13 protein-coding genes are annotated in these 14,686 nt (G+C 70.7%); 1 reads left to right on the forward strand and 12 read right to left on the reverse strand.

Annotated features, from left to right (window positions below; genetic code table 11):
• Positions 1 to 9: 9 nt before the first annotated feature.
• Positions 10 to 177, reverse strand: coding sequence for a hypothetical protein (locus tag AC07FK_RS08650; RefSeq protein ID WP_167518260.1), 168 nt, complete (start codon positions 175 to 177; stop codon positions 10 to 12).
• 192 nt (positions 178 to 369) lie between these two features.
• Here AC07FK_RS08650 and AC07FK_RS08655 point away from each other — a divergent pair, with 192 nt between their 5' ends.
• Positions 370 to 1,422: a M48 family metallopeptidase gene (locus tag AC07FK_RS08655; protein WP_479103728.1), complete on the forward strand. Its 1,053-nt coding sequence runs from the start codon at positions 370 to 372 to the stop codon at positions 1,420 to 1,422.
• Here AC07FK_RS08655 and AC07FK_RS08660 read toward each other — a convergent pair.
• The 11 genes from AC07FK_RS08660 to rplU all read right to left on the reverse strand — a co-directional run bounded on the left by AC07FK_RS08660 (position 1,419) and on the right by rplU (position 14,372).
• Positions 1,419 to 2,537, reverse strand: coding sequence for an SCO2583 family membrane protein (locus AC07FK_RS08660; protein WP_479103730.1), 1,119 nt, complete (start codon positions 2,535 to 2,537; stop codon positions 1,419 to 1,421). The two genes, AC07FK_RS08655 and AC07FK_RS08660, sit on opposite strands and share 4 nt — an antisense overlap.
• A gap of 133 nt (positions 2,538 to 2,670) precedes the next feature.
• Entirely contained in the window at positions 2,671 to 3,276 is a 606-nt protein-coding gene (locus tag AC07FK_RS08665) for an SCO2584 family spore wall biosynthesis protein (protein ID WP_479103731.1), read from the reverse strand.
• 75 nt (positions 3,277 to 3,351) lie between these two features.
• Entirely contained in the window at positions 3,352 to 4,656 is a 1,305-nt protein-coding gene (locus AC07FK_RS08670) for a glutamate-5-semialdehyde dehydrogenase (protein ID WP_479103733.1), read from the reverse strand.
• Between the two features lie 201 nt (positions 4,657 to 4,857).
• A complete protein-coding gene (locus tag AC07FK_RS08675) occupies positions 4,858 to 5,343 on the reverse strand; it encodes a hypothetical protein (protein ID WP_479103735.1) in 486 nt (161 codons plus the stop codon).
• Positions 5,344 to 5,476: 133 nt separating this feature from the next.
• On the reverse strand, positions 5,477 to 6,604 hold the full coding sequence (gene proB / locus AC07FK_RS08680; protein WP_479103737.1) for a glutamate 5-kinase: 1,128 nt from the start codon (positions 6,602 to 6,604) through the stop codon (positions 5,477 to 5,479).
• 190 nt (positions 6,605 to 6,794) lie between these two features.
• Positions 6,795 to 8,051 carry a glycosyltransferase family 2 protein gene (locus tag AC07FK_RS08685; RefSeq protein WP_479103739.1) on the reverse strand — a complete coding sequence of 419 codons (1,257 nt, stop codon included), beginning with the start codon at positions 8,049 to 8,051 and terminating at the stop codon, positions 6,795 to 6,797.
• A 165-nt stretch (positions 8,052 to 8,216) separates the two neighbouring features.
• Positions 8,217 to 10,334 (reverse strand): hypothetical protein, encoded by a 2,118-nt coding sequence (locus tag AC07FK_RS08690; RefSeq protein ID WP_479103741.1) that lies wholly within the window; start codon positions 10,332 to 10,334, stop codon positions 8,217 to 8,219.
• Between the two features lie 148 nt (positions 10,335 to 10,482).
• Positions 10,483 to 11,982, reverse strand: coding sequence for a D-ribitol-5-phosphate cytidylyltransferase (locus tag AC07FK_RS08695; protein ID WP_479103743.1), 1,500 nt, complete (start codon positions 11,980 to 11,982; stop codon positions 10,483 to 10,485).
• A gap of 233 nt (positions 11,983 to 12,215) precedes the next feature.
• Entirely contained in the window at positions 12,216 to 13,649 is a 1,434-nt protein-coding gene (gene obgE / locus AC07FK_RS08700; RefSeq protein WP_479103745.1) for a GTPase ObgE, read from the reverse strand.
• A gap of 133 nt (positions 13,650 to 13,782) precedes the next feature.
• Entirely contained in the window at positions 13,783 to 14,040 is a 258-nt protein-coding gene (rpmA, locus tag AC07FK_RS08705) for a 50S ribosomal protein L27 (RefSeq protein WP_093800874.1), read from the reverse strand.
• 11 nt (positions 14,041 to 14,051) lie between these two features.
• Complete coding sequence (gene rplU, locus AC07FK_RS08710) at positions 14,052 to 14,372, reverse strand: 50S ribosomal protein L21 (protein ID WP_028813461.1); 321 nt, start codon at positions 14,370 to 14,372, stop codon at positions 14,052 to 14,054.
• Positions 14,373 to 14,686: the final 314 nt, after the last annotated feature.

A 14,686-nucleotide genomic window follows, 5' to 3' on the forward strand; every position in this document is an offset into this window, starting at 1 on the left:
GGCTCCGCCTCAGCGGTCGCGGTTGAAGCGCGTGGTGATCCACAGCAGCAGGAGGAGCGCGAGGAGGGCGCCTCCACCGGTGAGGTAGGGGTTCAGGGATTCGTGGTTCCCGCCGTGCTCGCCGCCCTCACCGGAGGCGAGGGTCACGAGGGAGGCAGCGGTGCTGTGGAGGCTCATCTTCGGCAGGACCTATCGGGAGTCGGAGCGGAGACTTCGCGGACATCGTATGCGGGCGGTGCGGGCACGCTCACGCCGACTCAGTCGTTCACGCCATGTCCGGCCCGGCGAACCGTCCGAGCGTGCCGTGCGGGAGCACATACGCTGAGGCGGTCCGGGGGACGGGAAACACTCGTAGACAGGGGGCCACCCATGACCGACGGCAATCACGAGAACGTACCGAGCCGCAATCGCCGGCGCTTCCCGGGCATCTCGTCCCGGGCGTACGAACATCCGGCGGACCGCTCGGCCCTGGTGGCCCTGCGCAAGCTCACCGGCTTCGACACGGTGTTCAAGGCGATGAGCGGACTGCTTCCCGAGCGCAGCCTGCGGCTGCTGTTCCTCTCCGACTCGGTGCGGGTGGGCGAGGCCCAGTTCGCCCACCTGCACACGATGCTGCTGGACGCCTGCTACATCCTGGACCTGGAGAAGGTCCCTCCGATGTACGTCACGCAGGACCCGAAGCCGAACGCCATGTGCATCGGCCTCGACGAGCCGATCATCGTCGTCACCACGGGCCTGGTCGAGCTGCTCGACGAGGAGGAGATGCGGGCGGTCGTCGGCCACGAGGTGGGCCACGCCCTGTCGGGCCACTCGGTGTACCGGACGATCCTCCTCTTCCTGACCAACCTGGCCCTCAAGGTCGCGTGGATCCCCCTCGGCAACCTCGCGATCATGGCGATCGTGACGGGGCTGCGCGAGTGGTTCCGCAAGTCGGAGCTCTCCGCCGACCGGGCGGGCCTGCTGGTCGGCCAGGACCTCCAGGCGTCGATGCGCGGTCTGATGAAGATCGCCGGCGGCAACCACCTGCACGAGATGAACGTGGACGCCTTCCTGGCGCAGGCGGAGGAGTACGAGGCGGGCGGCGACCTGCGCGACTCCGTGCTGAAGATCCTCAACGTGCTGCCCCGCTCGCACCCGTTCACCACGGTCCGCGCCGCCGAACTGAAGAAGTGGGCCGAGAGCCGCGACCACCAGCGGATCATGGACGGCCACTACCCGAAGCGCGACGAGGACGGCGACACCTCCGTCACGGACTCCTTCCGCGAGTCCGCGTCGCACTACGCCGACACGGTCCGCACGAGCAAGGACCCGCTGATGAAGCTGGTCGGCGACATCGCGGGCGGCGCGGGCGACCTCGGCGGAAAGCTGCGGGACAGGTTCACCGGCGGCAGCAACGGCACTACCGGCACCGCCAAGGGCTAGCCGCCGCCCGGCGGGCTGGGCATCGCGCCCGGCGCCAGCGCGCCGCAGAGGGCCGCCGTGGCCGGACCCGTCGCGTACGGGTCGGTCCCGGCCGGCCCTCCGCGGGGGGCCCGCTGCCCGGCCAGCACCGGCCGCAGATGGCTCGTCCCGTCGGCCGAGCACGCCTGGGGCCCGACCTGGGCATACGAGACGAGCAGCTCGGCCCGGTGCGTCCGCAGGTCGTCGCGGTCGAAGCGCAGGTGCACCTCGCGGCGGACGGTGAAGAGCGAGGCGCCGTCCGCCCGCCCGTCCCCGGCCGCGCCCGCCGCCGGACGCAGGGCGTACACAAAGGTGTGGTCCGAGGTCACTTCGAGGCGGCCGGACTCCGTCTCCTCGACGCGCAGGACACCCTCGACACGCGGCCGCGCGGCCGCGAGCGTCACCTTCGCCGGATCGAAGCGGACCAGCCATCCGGTGGCGGCGTGCCTGCCGTCGTCGGCGGGGGTGGCGAAGCTGCGGTCGAACTGGGCCAGCTGGTCCGGGTCGAGCAGGGCGCGCACCGGGCGGACCGTGGAGCCCTTCAGCACGTCCGGGTCGAGGGACGACGCGGTGAGGTAGTTCTTCGCGATGGTCAGGGCGGCCATCACCTGCCCCTCCGAGAAGTGGGCGGTGCGCCGCGCGGGCGGCAGGGTGATGCCGTCGGCGCCCGTCCGGAACTGCGCGGCGGGGCTGCGGTCGAAGAGCTCGGCGGGCTCACCGCCCGGCACCGCGCCCTCCGGGGCCAGCGGTATCACCGTGGTCCTCAGCAGGCCCGCACGCGTGGCGGGCTGCGGCTGGTACGGGTGGCGTACGCCCATGTAGACCGCCGTGCCGAAGGCGACGGCCACCAGCAGGACGAGCACCAGCGCCTGCCTGATCCCGGCGCCCCCGCGCCCGCCGCCGCGCTCCCGACCGGTCCACGCGGGCCGGCTGCGAACGGCCTTCTCGTGGTCGCTCAGGCGCTCCTGGGCGGAGTACTCCTGGAGGCGGGCAGCCCGGACGAACGATTCGTCGAAGACGACGGACCGGTACTCGTCGTCGTTGCCGCCCGGGAGGCCGTCGGGCGCCCCCTCAGGCGGCTCTCCGTGCCCTGCCATACCTTCAGAGTAGGTCGGCGGGAGGGAAGGTAAACGCGCTGGTGCGCGACAGTTCCGACGGCTTCGCTCACGCCGGGTGATCGGCTGAGGTCCGGCCCGAAGGGCTCCGGAAACAGCCGCGCGCCGGCCCCGCTCAGGGCGTGGTGCGCGGAACGGCGGACGCGGCGGGCGGGGTGTGCTCCGCGGACGCGGAGGGGCCCACGGGGCCGCCGGGCCGGGAGTTGTCGCTCGTGGCGGGCAGCGGCACCTGCTCCTCGCGCCCTCCGGACGCGCCGCGGTAGACCGCGCTGAAGGCGAGCGCCACCATCCCGATGCCCATCAGCAGCGCCAGCATCCAGGCCACCGGCCGGTGCCACCGCGCCCGCCCCCGGTAGGGCCGCAGGGCGCCGCCGTGCCGCCCGTACGGGCCCGCGGAGCCGTCGTACGCGTCGTCGCCGTCCAGCGGGCCGTACGCGCCGTCGTGGCCGCCTTGCCGGGAGCCGTACCCGTCGTCGTACAGGTCGTCGTACAGGTCGTCGTCCGGCGGGACGTGACCGGCCCTCGCCCGGCTCGCCTCGGCCTCGGCACGCGCCTGGGCTGCGGCCAGCAGCCGCTCGACGGCGGTCGGTTCATGGATCTCGGCGGCCCGTACGAAGTCCTCGTCGAACACCACGGGGGCGAAGTCCTCGTCCGCGCCTCCGCGGTCGTCGTCGGGCTCCCAGCCGTCCTGGAACGGCTTGCCCCCCACGTCGTCCGGCACTCGTTCAGCGTAGACCTGGACGGTCGTTTTGGGCAGAGAACCCGCAAACGCCGCGGGGGCGGTCCACCGTGTTCTCTACCGCGTGTGGCCGTCGCCCGTCACGATGTACTTCGTCGAGGTCAGCTCGGGCAGACCCATGGGGCCACGGGCGTGCAGCTTCTGCGTGGAGATACCGATCTCGGCGCCGAAACCGAACTGACCGCCGTCCGTGAAGCGGGTGGAGGCGTTCACGGCGACCGTGGTCGAATCCACCAACTGGGTGAACCGGCGAGCCGCGGCCTGTGACGTCGTGACGATCGCCTCGGTGTGCCCGGAGGTCCAGCGGCGGATGTGGGTGACGGCCCCGTCCAGCGAGTCGACGACGGCGGCGGCGATGTCGTACGAGAGGTACTCCGCCTCCCAGTCGTCGTCCGTGGCGGCCACGACGGCCGCCTTGGAGCCCTCGCCGTACGGCAGCACCCGCTCGTCGCCGTGGACCGTGACGCCCGCCTCGGCGAGCGCGTCCAGCGCGCGCGGCAGGAAGGCGCCCGCGATGTCCTGGTGGACGAGGAGCGTCTCGGCGGCGTTGCAGACGCTGGGCCGCTGCGCCTTGGAGTTCACGAGGATGTCCACGGCCATGTCGATGTCGGCCGCGGCGTCCACGTAGACGTGGCAGTTGCCGGTGCCCGTCTCGATGACGGGGACGGTGGACTCCTCGACGACCGTACGGATCAAGGAGGCGCCGCCGCGCGGGATCAGGACGTCGACCAGACCACGGGCGCGCATCAGCTCGCGCACCGAGTCGCGGGACTCCCCCGGCACGAGCTGCACGGCGTCGGCGGGCAGACCTGCCGCGACGACCGCGTCGCGCACGACGCCGACCAGGGCGGTGTTGGAGGCGTACGCGGACGAGGAGCCGCGCAGCAGCACCGCGTTGCCGGACTTCAGGCAGAGTGCGGCGGCGTCCACGGTCACGTTGGGCCGGGCCTCGTAGATGATCCCGACGACGCCGAGCGGCACGCGGACCTGCCGCAGGTCGATCCCGTTGGGCAGGGTGGAGCCGCGCACGACCTCGCCGACCGGGTCGGGCAGGCCCGCCACGTCGCGGACGTCGGAGGCGATGGCGGCGACCCGCTCGGCGGTCAGCGTCAGCCGGTCGATGACCGTCTCGCTGGTGCCGGCGGCGCGGGCCTTGGCCACGTCCTGGGCGTTGGCCTCGACGATCTCGTCCGTACGGGCCTCCAGCGCGTCGGCGACGGCCAGCAGCGCGGCGTCCTTGGCGGAGCGCGGAAGTGGCGCGATCGCGTCGGCGGCGACGCGGGCCCGCCGGGCGGTCAGCGTGACGGGGGACTCGGCGGCCACGGTCGTGTCGGTGCCGGCCAGAGGAGTGTGCGAGGTCATACCCGCAGGGTAATGCGCGCGCTGCGGGCGTTCACCGGCTATCCCGCTCCGCGAGACGCCCGCGACCACCGCCGCCCGGGGGTCACCGCTGCCCCGCAGGACCGCTGCCCCGCGCGGCACGGCCGCCCGCCGGCCCCGGCGGCCCCCGTGGTCACGGCGGCCCGGCCTGCGGACAGGCGTCACTCCCGTCACGGGCCCCGGTCAGTACGGATGCACCCCGACCGGCGCCGCCGGCGGCGGACCGTACCCCTCCGCGACCCGTTGGTGGTAGGTGTCGCGGTCGATGACCTCCAGGCCCACGATCTCCCACGGCGGCAGCTTCGACGTCGACCGGTGCTCGCCCCACAGCCGCAGGGCGACGGCCGCCGCGTCGTGCAGGTCGCGCGCCTCTTCCCAGTACCGGATCTCGGCGTGATCGTTGGCGTATCTGCTGGTCAGCAGGAAGGGGTGGTCGTGGGCGAGCTGTTCGAGCCCTCGCCTGACCTCCTGCAGCGGCGCCTCGGCGCCCGAGACGCTGAGGGTGATGTGCCAGAGCCTCGACGCCTCCCGGGTGCCCTGGACCTCCTGGACGGGTACGGGCCCCTGGTCCGGCTCCGGGGCGTCACCGAAGTCCGCGCCCGCCCCGACACTGGTCAGGGCTCGTTCGGCCGTCCCTCGGGGCAGCGCCCCCGGACGCGCTCGTCTCACCGGCGGCCTCCTGTAATGCGTTGCTGTGCCGTACCCCGCGCTGTTTCTCCCGCAACAAAGTTGACCAGTCCTGGGCCTGGCGCGGGGCGGTTTTCCGGAAGGTCTCTGCCGCGGGGCCGGTCTTTCAGCCGATTCAGGTGTGGAGAACGACCAGATCGTCCCTGTGTACGACTTCTCGCTCGTACGCGGGACCGAGCTCCTTGGCCAGGTCGCGCGTCGAGCGGCCGAGCAGCTGCGGGATCTCCTTGGAGTCGTAGTTGACGAGTCCGCGGGCGACCGCCACGCCGGCCGTGTCCCGCAGCTCCACCGGGTCGCCAGCGCTGAACTCGCCCTCGACGCGGGCGATTCCGGCGGGCAGCAGCGACGTACGCCGCTCGACCACGGCCCGTACCGCCCCGTCGTCGAGGACGAGCGCGCCCTGCGGCGTCGAGGCGTGCGCGAGCCACAGCAGCCGGTCGGCGCTGCGGCGGCCGGTGGCGTGGAAGTACGTGCCGGTGTCGCGGGCGGCAAGGGCGTCGGCGGCGTGACTGGCGGAGGTGAGGACGACGGGGATGCCGGCGGCGGCGGCGATCCGCGCGGCCTCGACCTTGGTCACCATGCCGCCGGTGCCGACGCCCGCCTTGCCCGCGCTGCCGATGGACACGTGCGCGATGTCGGCGGGGCCGCGCACCTCGTCGATGCGCGAGGCGCCCGGGAGACTCGGGTCGCCGTCGTAAAGCCCGTCCACGTCGGACAGCAGCACCAGCAGGTCGGCCCGTACGAGGTGGGCGACCAGGGCGGCGAGCCGGTCGTTGTCGCCGAAGCGGATCTCGTCCGTGGCCACGGTGTCGTTCTCGTTGACGACGGGCACGGCGCCCATGGCCAGGAGCTGGTCCAGCGTCCGGTAGGCGTTGCGGTAGTGGGCGCGGCGGCTGGTGTCGTCGGTGGTGAGCAGCACCTGGCCGACCCGCACGCCGTAGCGCGCGAAGGAGGCGGTGTAGCGGGCGACGAGCAGGCCCTGGCCGACGCTGGCGGCGGCCTGCTGCCTGGCGAGGTCCTTGGGGCGGCGGGCCAGCCCCAGCGGCGCGAGTCCGGCGGCGATGGCGCCGGAGGACACGAGGACGATCTCCTTCTCGCCGCCGCTGCGCGTCTTGGCGAGTACGTCGACGAGCGCGTCGACCCGGTCCGCGTCCAGCCCTCCCGACGCCGTGGTGAGTGAGGAGGAGCCGACCTTCACAACGATCCTGCGGGCCTCTGCGACGCCCTGCCTTGCCCCTGACACGTACAGTCCCCACTCTTGCTCGCCCGGTTCTCCCCGCAATGTACGTGAGCCGCTCCGGACGCCGCCTGCGCATTTCGCCCCGTGGACGGCCCGCGGCCCGCCGGGCGGCCGGCGGCCGGGCCCGAACGGCCGCGTCCCGCCGCCCCTGCCGGGGACAACGGGACGCGGCGCGCACGCGGATGACCGGCCGTCAGGAACGCACCGGGCGGCCCGACACCGCGCCGCGGGCCATCCGGCGCAGTTTCCGCACCACGCGCCGGGCGAAGGATGGTTTCGGCTTGCCGGCGTGGGGCGCGCTCACGCGCACCCCGTCGACCCACTCCGCCACCGTGACGGCGAACATCTCGTCGGGCACGCCGGCCTTCCTGTCGCCGAAGTGCGGGTACGCCAGGTACGGCTTGCCCTGCCGGCCCTTGCGCACCACCTCCGGCACCTCCTTGGCCTGGAGGAACTTCAGGTGCTCCTCCAGGAGATCGGCCCGCCCCTCGGCGACGTAGTGCATCCGCAGGCGCTCGGGCACCTTCAGCCGGCGGGCCACGCCGGGCGTCCAGTACTTGTCGGTCAGCGGTTGCGCGAGCTCGATCTTGTGCTGCCGGGTGGCGGGCTTCCCCTTCAGCCAGCGGTGGTCGAACTGCGGCAGCAGCGTGATCACGAAGGGGCGGATCATCAGCTCGTCCCGCTGGTCGCCGGGCGGGAAGAACTCGGCGATGAGATCCATGAGGGCAGTCGCCGAGTCGAAGCGCATCTCGTAACTGCCGCTCTGCGTGATGTGCTTGCCGTCGTCGCGGCGCACGATGTAGAGGCAGACGTAGTCGGCGACGATCGACACTCCGGAACTTCGCACATACGCCTCAAGAGTGAAGCGCGCGTCCTCGCCTGTATACAGCTGCTGATCGAAGCGCATTCCGTGCTTCTCCAGCAGCTCGCGCCGGAACAGCTTCTCCGCGCTGAGCGTGAACTTGATGTTGGAAGAGAAGAGGTCCGTGCGCTCCAGGGTGCGGCCGAACATGGACTTCGGCGCACCGCGCCCGACGCCCTCGATCTTGCCCAGCACGACGTCCGTGCCGTTGCGGTCGGCCATGGCGACCATGCGCTCCAGCGCCTCGTCGCCCAGGTAGTCGTCGGCGTCGAGAAAGAAGACATAGCGGCCGCGGGCCATGTCGAGACCTACGTTGCGGGGGCCACTGGGTCCACCGGAATTCTCCTGGTGAACGACGCGTGTGGCGACTTTGCTCCTGGCTGCGAATTCGTCGAGATAGTCTCCGGTCCCATCGGTCGAGCCGTCGTTGACGGCCACGATCTCTATGCGGTCGGCGCCCAGAGTCTGAGCCTCGACCGACTTCAAGCAGGGGATCAGGTAGGGCATCGCCTCGTACGCACCGATGATCACGGTTACATCGGGAATCTCGACTGCGGCCATGCCCGTCTCGTTCTCGTTCATCGACATCCAAGACAGTCGGCACATGGGTGTGGGTTGTTCACCATCGTTACTTTTCCACGTGATGCTCGCCACATCACACACGAAAGGCCCGGCAGAACGTCTCGAAAGACGCCCTGCCGGGCCGGTTCCGCACCCATGTCCGGGAATCGGCCAATCGACCGGCTCCCTGCCTCAGCCCGCCACGGTCGAGTCCACCCCGCTGGCCTCCGGCGCGGAGTCGCTCGGGTCGGCCGCGGTGACGGCGACCTCGACGCCGGTGCGCTGCGCCACACCCTGGTTGCGGGCCTCGGACTTGGCCGCCAGCGCCCGTACCGCGTCGTTGAACTGCACGATGGACGCGGGCTCGTCGGGGCCCAGCAGGTACGCCTTCAGCTCGCGCCGCGCCGCGGCCAGCGGGTCGGCCGCCTCGCCGCCCGTGATGGCGGCGAGCAACTCGCCGAGCTGCCCGGCATCGTTGTCAAGGATGACCGCGGCGCGCACGGCGGTGTTCTGCTGCTTGAACTCCTCGGCGCCCAGCTCGGCGGAGTCGGTCACGGCGTACGGCTTGCCGCTCGCGATGAAGTCCGACACCACGCTGGAGATGTCGGAGACCATGCCGTCCGACTCGTTGAAGCAGTCGTACAGGCGCGGCTCTGCGCCGGTGACGACCCGGTGCTCCCACCAGCCGAACGAACGCCAGTACGCGTCGTTCCACTCGTCCCTGAGCTGCGCCAGCTCGGCTTCGCACGCCGGGTCCGGCAGGGCGTCGCGGGACATCTCCGCCTCGTCCTTGCCGTTCTTGGCGCCGCCCTTGCCGCCCAGCTCGCCGAGACGGGTCTCGATCCGGTCGAGTTCGGCCTTCGCGGCGGCCTGCTCCGCGCGGAGCGCTGCCGCTTCCTGCGCCCAGCGGGCGTCGGTGGCGCGCGCGGCGGCCGCCTCCTCCACCAGGGCGGTGATACGGGCGTGGACCTCCTTGGCCGCCTGGCTGCGCGTCCCGGTGAAGGGGTGCGGCTTGTAGAGCACCCGGACCGGCTCACGGGCCTCCAGGAGGCGCCTGACGATGTTCTCGCCGGCCAGCAGGAGCGAGGTGTTGCCCGGGTTGTCGTCCCACCCCTCCCACGTGGGGGCGTACAGGACGGTGGGGACCGGGTTCTTCGGCGTGCCGGTCCAGGGCTTGATCGGGGCGAGCTGCGGGCGCCCCACCTCGACGATGTCCTCGTCGCGGACACCGACGTCGGCGAGGGCGTAGCGGTCGCGGCCGGCCCGGCCCGCGCTCCACACCTCGTCGTACACCTTGCTGAACGGGTTGATGCTCGCGACCTTGTCGCTGTCGCCGTGCCCGATGAAGACGTGCTTCATGGTCGGGACGCGCAGCATGTGGATGTTCTTGCCGACGTTGGCGGCGTAGAGCGCGACACGGACCGTGGAGAGATCCATGTTCATCAGGTGCGTGGCGCTCGGGACGCAGATCACCGGTACCGAGGTCGGGGCGAGCTGCGGCACGATGTGGCGCTCGCGCAGGATGATCAGCGGCCTGCCGTCGAGCTGCTTCATGGTGTCGAGCCACATGTTGACCTGGTACGCCGACTCGCGGGAACCGGAGAAGTACAGGACCGTGGTCGGCCGGTAGTCGCGCAGCCAGGCGTCGACGCCCTCCAGGACGGTGTCCGTCGGGGGCACGCGGCGTCCGCGCCGCAGGTACGGCAGCAGCACCGCGACGTAGGCGACGGCCAGGGCCAGGGTGAGCGCGAGGCCCGCGTAGCCGACGGCGTACTCGCCGCTCTGGACCGCGATCAGCACGCCCGCCACGGCGAAGACGTCGAGGTGCAGCATCTTCTCGGCGGACCGGTTCAGCAGCCGTCTGGGCGGGGCCGGCGGGATGTGCAGCATCCGGAGGTCGATGTTGCGGGTGACGACCGGCATCCGGCGGCGCAGACGGATCAGGGTGACCAGCGCGCCGTGCGGGGCCTGCAGCGCGTAGAAGAGCAGGAGGGCAGCGATCGTCACGTAGAAGATCGTCTGCTCGGCCAGCTGCATGCGGGCCAGCAGCAGGATCAGCAGCAACTGGCGTACCAGGAAGCGGATCGAGAGGCCCGCGCGGACCTTGCCGAGGCGGTTGATCAGGTAGCTGCCGCGCCGGTGCAAGTGCCGGTCCGCGAGGTACGTCGCGGCGACGGCGGCCGCGAAGAACCAGAGGTTCGGGATCAACGCGGCCAGCATGACGCACGGATACCCGAGGCCGATGACGGCGGCGGCGGCCAGTTCGGACCCGCTGCCCACGCGGGCCATTCGGATGGCGGTCGAAATCACGAAGAACCTGCTCCTGAGGGGTGCCGGTCATTTACGGTGCAATGAAAACGGTGCGATGGAATGATGAATTCCGCATTCACGAAGTCGGGCCTCTGCACTCGCTGTATTGGCGACTACAGAGGCCCGAATTCTCAATTGTCAAGCAGTATTACACATCTTCCTGACGGCTCAATACGGCCGCGAGAGCCTGCTCGAAGCCCGACGCCTCGGACGCGCCACGGGTCGGGTCCACCTGCCGTACGTCGATGACGTGACCGGTGAGCTCCGAGAGCAGCACGTCCAGCGACGTACGCGCCACGGCCTCGGACGACAGCAGCGAGCCCGCGGGCTCCTCGCCGAACGCCTTGGTGCGCATCGGGGTCGCGGTGCGCTCCGGGTTCACGCAGTTCACCCGCACCCCGTCCGCCGCCCACTCGTCCGCGAGGGCCTGGGTGAGATTCACCATGGCGGCCTTGGTGGAGGAGTAGAGGCTGTACTCGGCGCGGCCGCGGGTGTAGCTGCTGGACGTGTAGAGCAGCAGCTGGCCCTTGGTCTCGGCGAGGTACTTGTGCGAGGCGCGGGCGATCTGCACGGGGGCCAGGTAGTTGACGTTGAGCGCTTCCTGGATGGTCGCGTTCTCCGTCTCGGCGAGCTTGCCGATGCGGAGCACGCCCGCCGTGTTGATCACGTAGTCGACGCGGCCGGTCTCCCCGTACGCCTTCGACAGGGCGTCGTCGACGTGCTCGGGGTTCTCCACGTGCGTACCGGTGGTCGAACGGCCCAGCGCGTACACCGTGGCGCCGTACTGCTCGGCGAGCGCGGCGATGTCCGCGCCGATGCCGTACGAACCGCCGAAGACCACCAGCGTCTTGCCCGCGAGGAGCTCGCGGTACGCGGCCTCGTCGGTCTGCTGCGGGGCGGCGGTGGAGGCGAGCTGGAACAGCTTGTCGGCGATGAAGACGTCGACCGGCTGCGTCACCTTCATGTTGTACTCGTCGCCCGCGACGACGTAGATCGGCACGTCCGGCAGGTACTTCAGCACGACCGAACAGTCGTCGGTGGCCTGGAAGTTGGGGTCGCCGGACGCGACCTCGTACGCCTTGCGGATCGTCGACAGCTTGAAGGCCTGCGGGGTCTGGCCGCGGCGCAGCCGGGACCGGTCCGGGACCTCGGTGATGAACTCGCCGTCACCGCCGTGCGTACGGGTCACGATGATCGTGTCCGCCGACGGGATGGCCACGTCGACCGCCTCGTAGCGCTCCAGCGCGTCGACGCAGTCCTGGATCACACGCTGTGACAGCAGCGGGCGCACCGCGTCGTGGAAGAGGACGTTGCGGTCCTCCCCCTCGGCGAGGCCCTCGCCGAGCGCGGAGATGGCCCGCTCGGTGGTCTCGTTGCGCGTCGAGCCGCCCTCGATGACCTTGGCGACCTTGGTCAGGCCGGCCTTCGCGACGATCTTCTCGACGTCGGGCACATAGCCCGGCGCCATGAGAACGATGATGTCGTCGACGCCCTCTGCCTGCTCGAAGATCGACAGCGTGTGCTCGATGACCGCCTTGCCCGCGATCTTCAGCAGCTGCTTCGGGATCGAGAGACCCACACGCTGACCGGTACCACCGGCGAGCACGACTGCTGTGGTTCGGGTCTTGGCTATGGGCTGCACTGACACAGACGACCTACCTTGCGGGGACTGGGGGACAACGCGATGGTCGCACTCTCCGTGACCGTCTCGCAAGGTGGACGTACCTCTGCCGACACCTGTACGAAACCTGCCCCGTTCGCCAACCACCGGGCGGACTCGACTTGTTGAGTCCGCCCCGCGGTCAGTGAGACGTCAGGCAGGGCCTCATGGTTCACACCATGGGGGGTGAGTGATGCCACAGTGCGTGGTCGCCCCGACCCCTAGAAGGGGTTGAACTCGTCGTACTCCCGCTGCGAGTCGTCACGCTGGGCCTCGCGGTCCTTGCGGCGCGTGGCCGCCGGACGCGGGGCGTCCAGGCGGTGGTCCTCGCCGCGGCGGCCGAGCATCTCCGCGCCCGCCATCACCGTCGGCTCCCAGTCGAAGACGACTGCGTTGTCCTCGGCGCCGATGGCGACCGCGTCGCCCGCACGGGCGCCGGCCTTCATCAGCTTGTCCTCGACGCCCAGGCGGTTGAGGCGGTCCGCGAGATAGCCCACGGCCTCGTCGTTGTTGAAGTCGGTCTGGCGCACCCAGCGCTCCGGCTTCTCGCCGCGCACGCGGTAGACGCCGTCCTCCTCGGTGATGGTGAAGCCCGCGTCGTCGACGGCCTTCGGACGGATGACCACACGGGTCGACTCCTCCTTGGGCTTCGCGGCGCGCGCCTTGGAGACGACCTCGGCCAGTGCGAAGGACAGCTCCTTCAGACCCAGGTGCGCGACCGCCGACACCTCGAAGACGCGGTAGCCGCGTGCCTCCAGGTCCGGGCGGATCATGTCCGCGAGGTCCTTGCCGTCCGGGATGTCGATCTTGTTGAGGACGACGACGCGCGGCCGGTCGCCCAGACCGCCGTACTGCGCCAGCTCCTCCTCGATCACGTCGAGGTCGGTGAGCGGGTCGCGGTCGGACTCCAGCGTCGCGGTGTCCAGTACGTGTACGAGCACCGAGCAGCGCTCGACGTGCCGCAGGAACTCCAGGCCCAGGCCGCGGCCCTGGCTCGCGCCGGGGATCAGACCGGGGACGTCGGCGATCGTGTAGACGGTCGAACCCGCCGTGACGACACCGAGGTTGGGGACGAGGGTGGTGAACGGGTAGTCCGCGATCTTCGGCTTGGCCGCGCTCAGCACCGAGATCAGCGAGGACTTGCCGGCGCTCGGGTAGCCGACCAGCGCCACGTCGGCGACGGTCTTGAGCTCCAGGACGATGTCGCCGGACTTGCCCGGCTCACCGAGCAGCGCGAAGCCGGGCGCCTTGCGGCGGGCCGAGGCGAGCGCCGCGTTGCCGAGGCCGCCGCGGCCGCCCTCGCCCGCGACGTACGTCGTGCCGTGGCCGACCATGTCGGCCAGGACGTTGCCGTCCCTGTCGTAGACCACGGTGCCGTCGGGCACGGGCAGGATCAGGTCCTGGCCGTCCTTGCCCGAGCGGTTGTCGCCCGCGCCGGGCTGGCCGTTCGTGGCCTTGCGGTGAGGGCTGTGGTGATAGTCCAGCAGGGTGGTCACGGACTGGTCGACGACGAGGGTGACGTCGCCGCCGCGCCCGCCGTTGCCGCCGTCCGGGCCGCCGAGCGGCTTGAACTTCTCACGGTGTACGGAGGCGCAGCCGTGGCCTCCGTTACCCGCGGCGACATGCAGTTCGACGCGGTCCACGAAGGTGGTCATGGGTGGGTCCTCCAGTACATACGGAAATGTCTACATACGTAACACGCCAAGGGCGGCCGCGCTTCCCCGTCACCCGGGAAAGAGCGTCCGCCCTCGGAAAGTGCTGTGCGTTACCGCTCGACGAAAGCCGGAATTACTCGGCGATCGGAACGATGTTCACAACCTTGCGGCCACGGTGCGTGCCGAACTCGACCGCACCGGCGGCGAGTGCGAACAGCGTGTCGTCGCCACCACGGCCGACGCTCGTGCCCGGGTGGAAGTGGGTGCCGCGCTGGCGGACCAGGATCTCACCGGCGAGGACGGTCTGACCGCCGAAGCGCTTCACGCCAAGCCGCTGGGCATTGGAGTCGCGACCGTTCCGAGTGGACGATGCGCCCTTCTTGTGTGCCATGTCTCAGTCCCTTACTTCGCAGCCGTGGGGATACCGGTGACCTTGATCGCCGTGTACTGCTGGCGGTGACCCTGGCGACGGCGGTAGCCGGTCTTGTTCTTGTACCGAAGGATGTCGATCTTGGCACCCTTGTGGTGGTCCACGACCTCGGCGGTGACCTTGATGCCGGCCAGGACCCACGGGTCGCTGGTGACGGAGTCGCCGTCGACCACAAGCAGGGTCGAGAGCTCGACCGTGTCGCCGACCTTGGCCGTGGGAATCTTGTCAACCTCAACGATGTCGTCGACAGCAACCTTGTGCTGGCGACCACCGCTGCGCACGATGGCGTACACGCTGATCTCTCTTTCGCTCGGGACGGGACCCCTGATGCCAGCCGCTCGCACGGGCCGTGGGCCCGTGACGCATCCGAATGGACGAGCGGCCTCTAACGGCTCCCCGAAGGAGAGCCGGAAGGGAGGTGCTCAGGAGATGGCGTGCACAGAAACACGCCGACGGTCAAGAGTACGGTCCACCGGGGGGAGGGTCAAACCGGCTCCCGCGGCTGCCTCCCCGCACCGGAGGGAGCAGCAGTGGGGGGGGGGGGGGGGGGGGGGGAGAGGGGAGAACACCTAACGTAACACAACGGACCCCCCCATCACCCCCCCCT

The sequence above is a fragment of the Streptomyces sp. NPDC046122 genome (assembly GCF_056429965.1).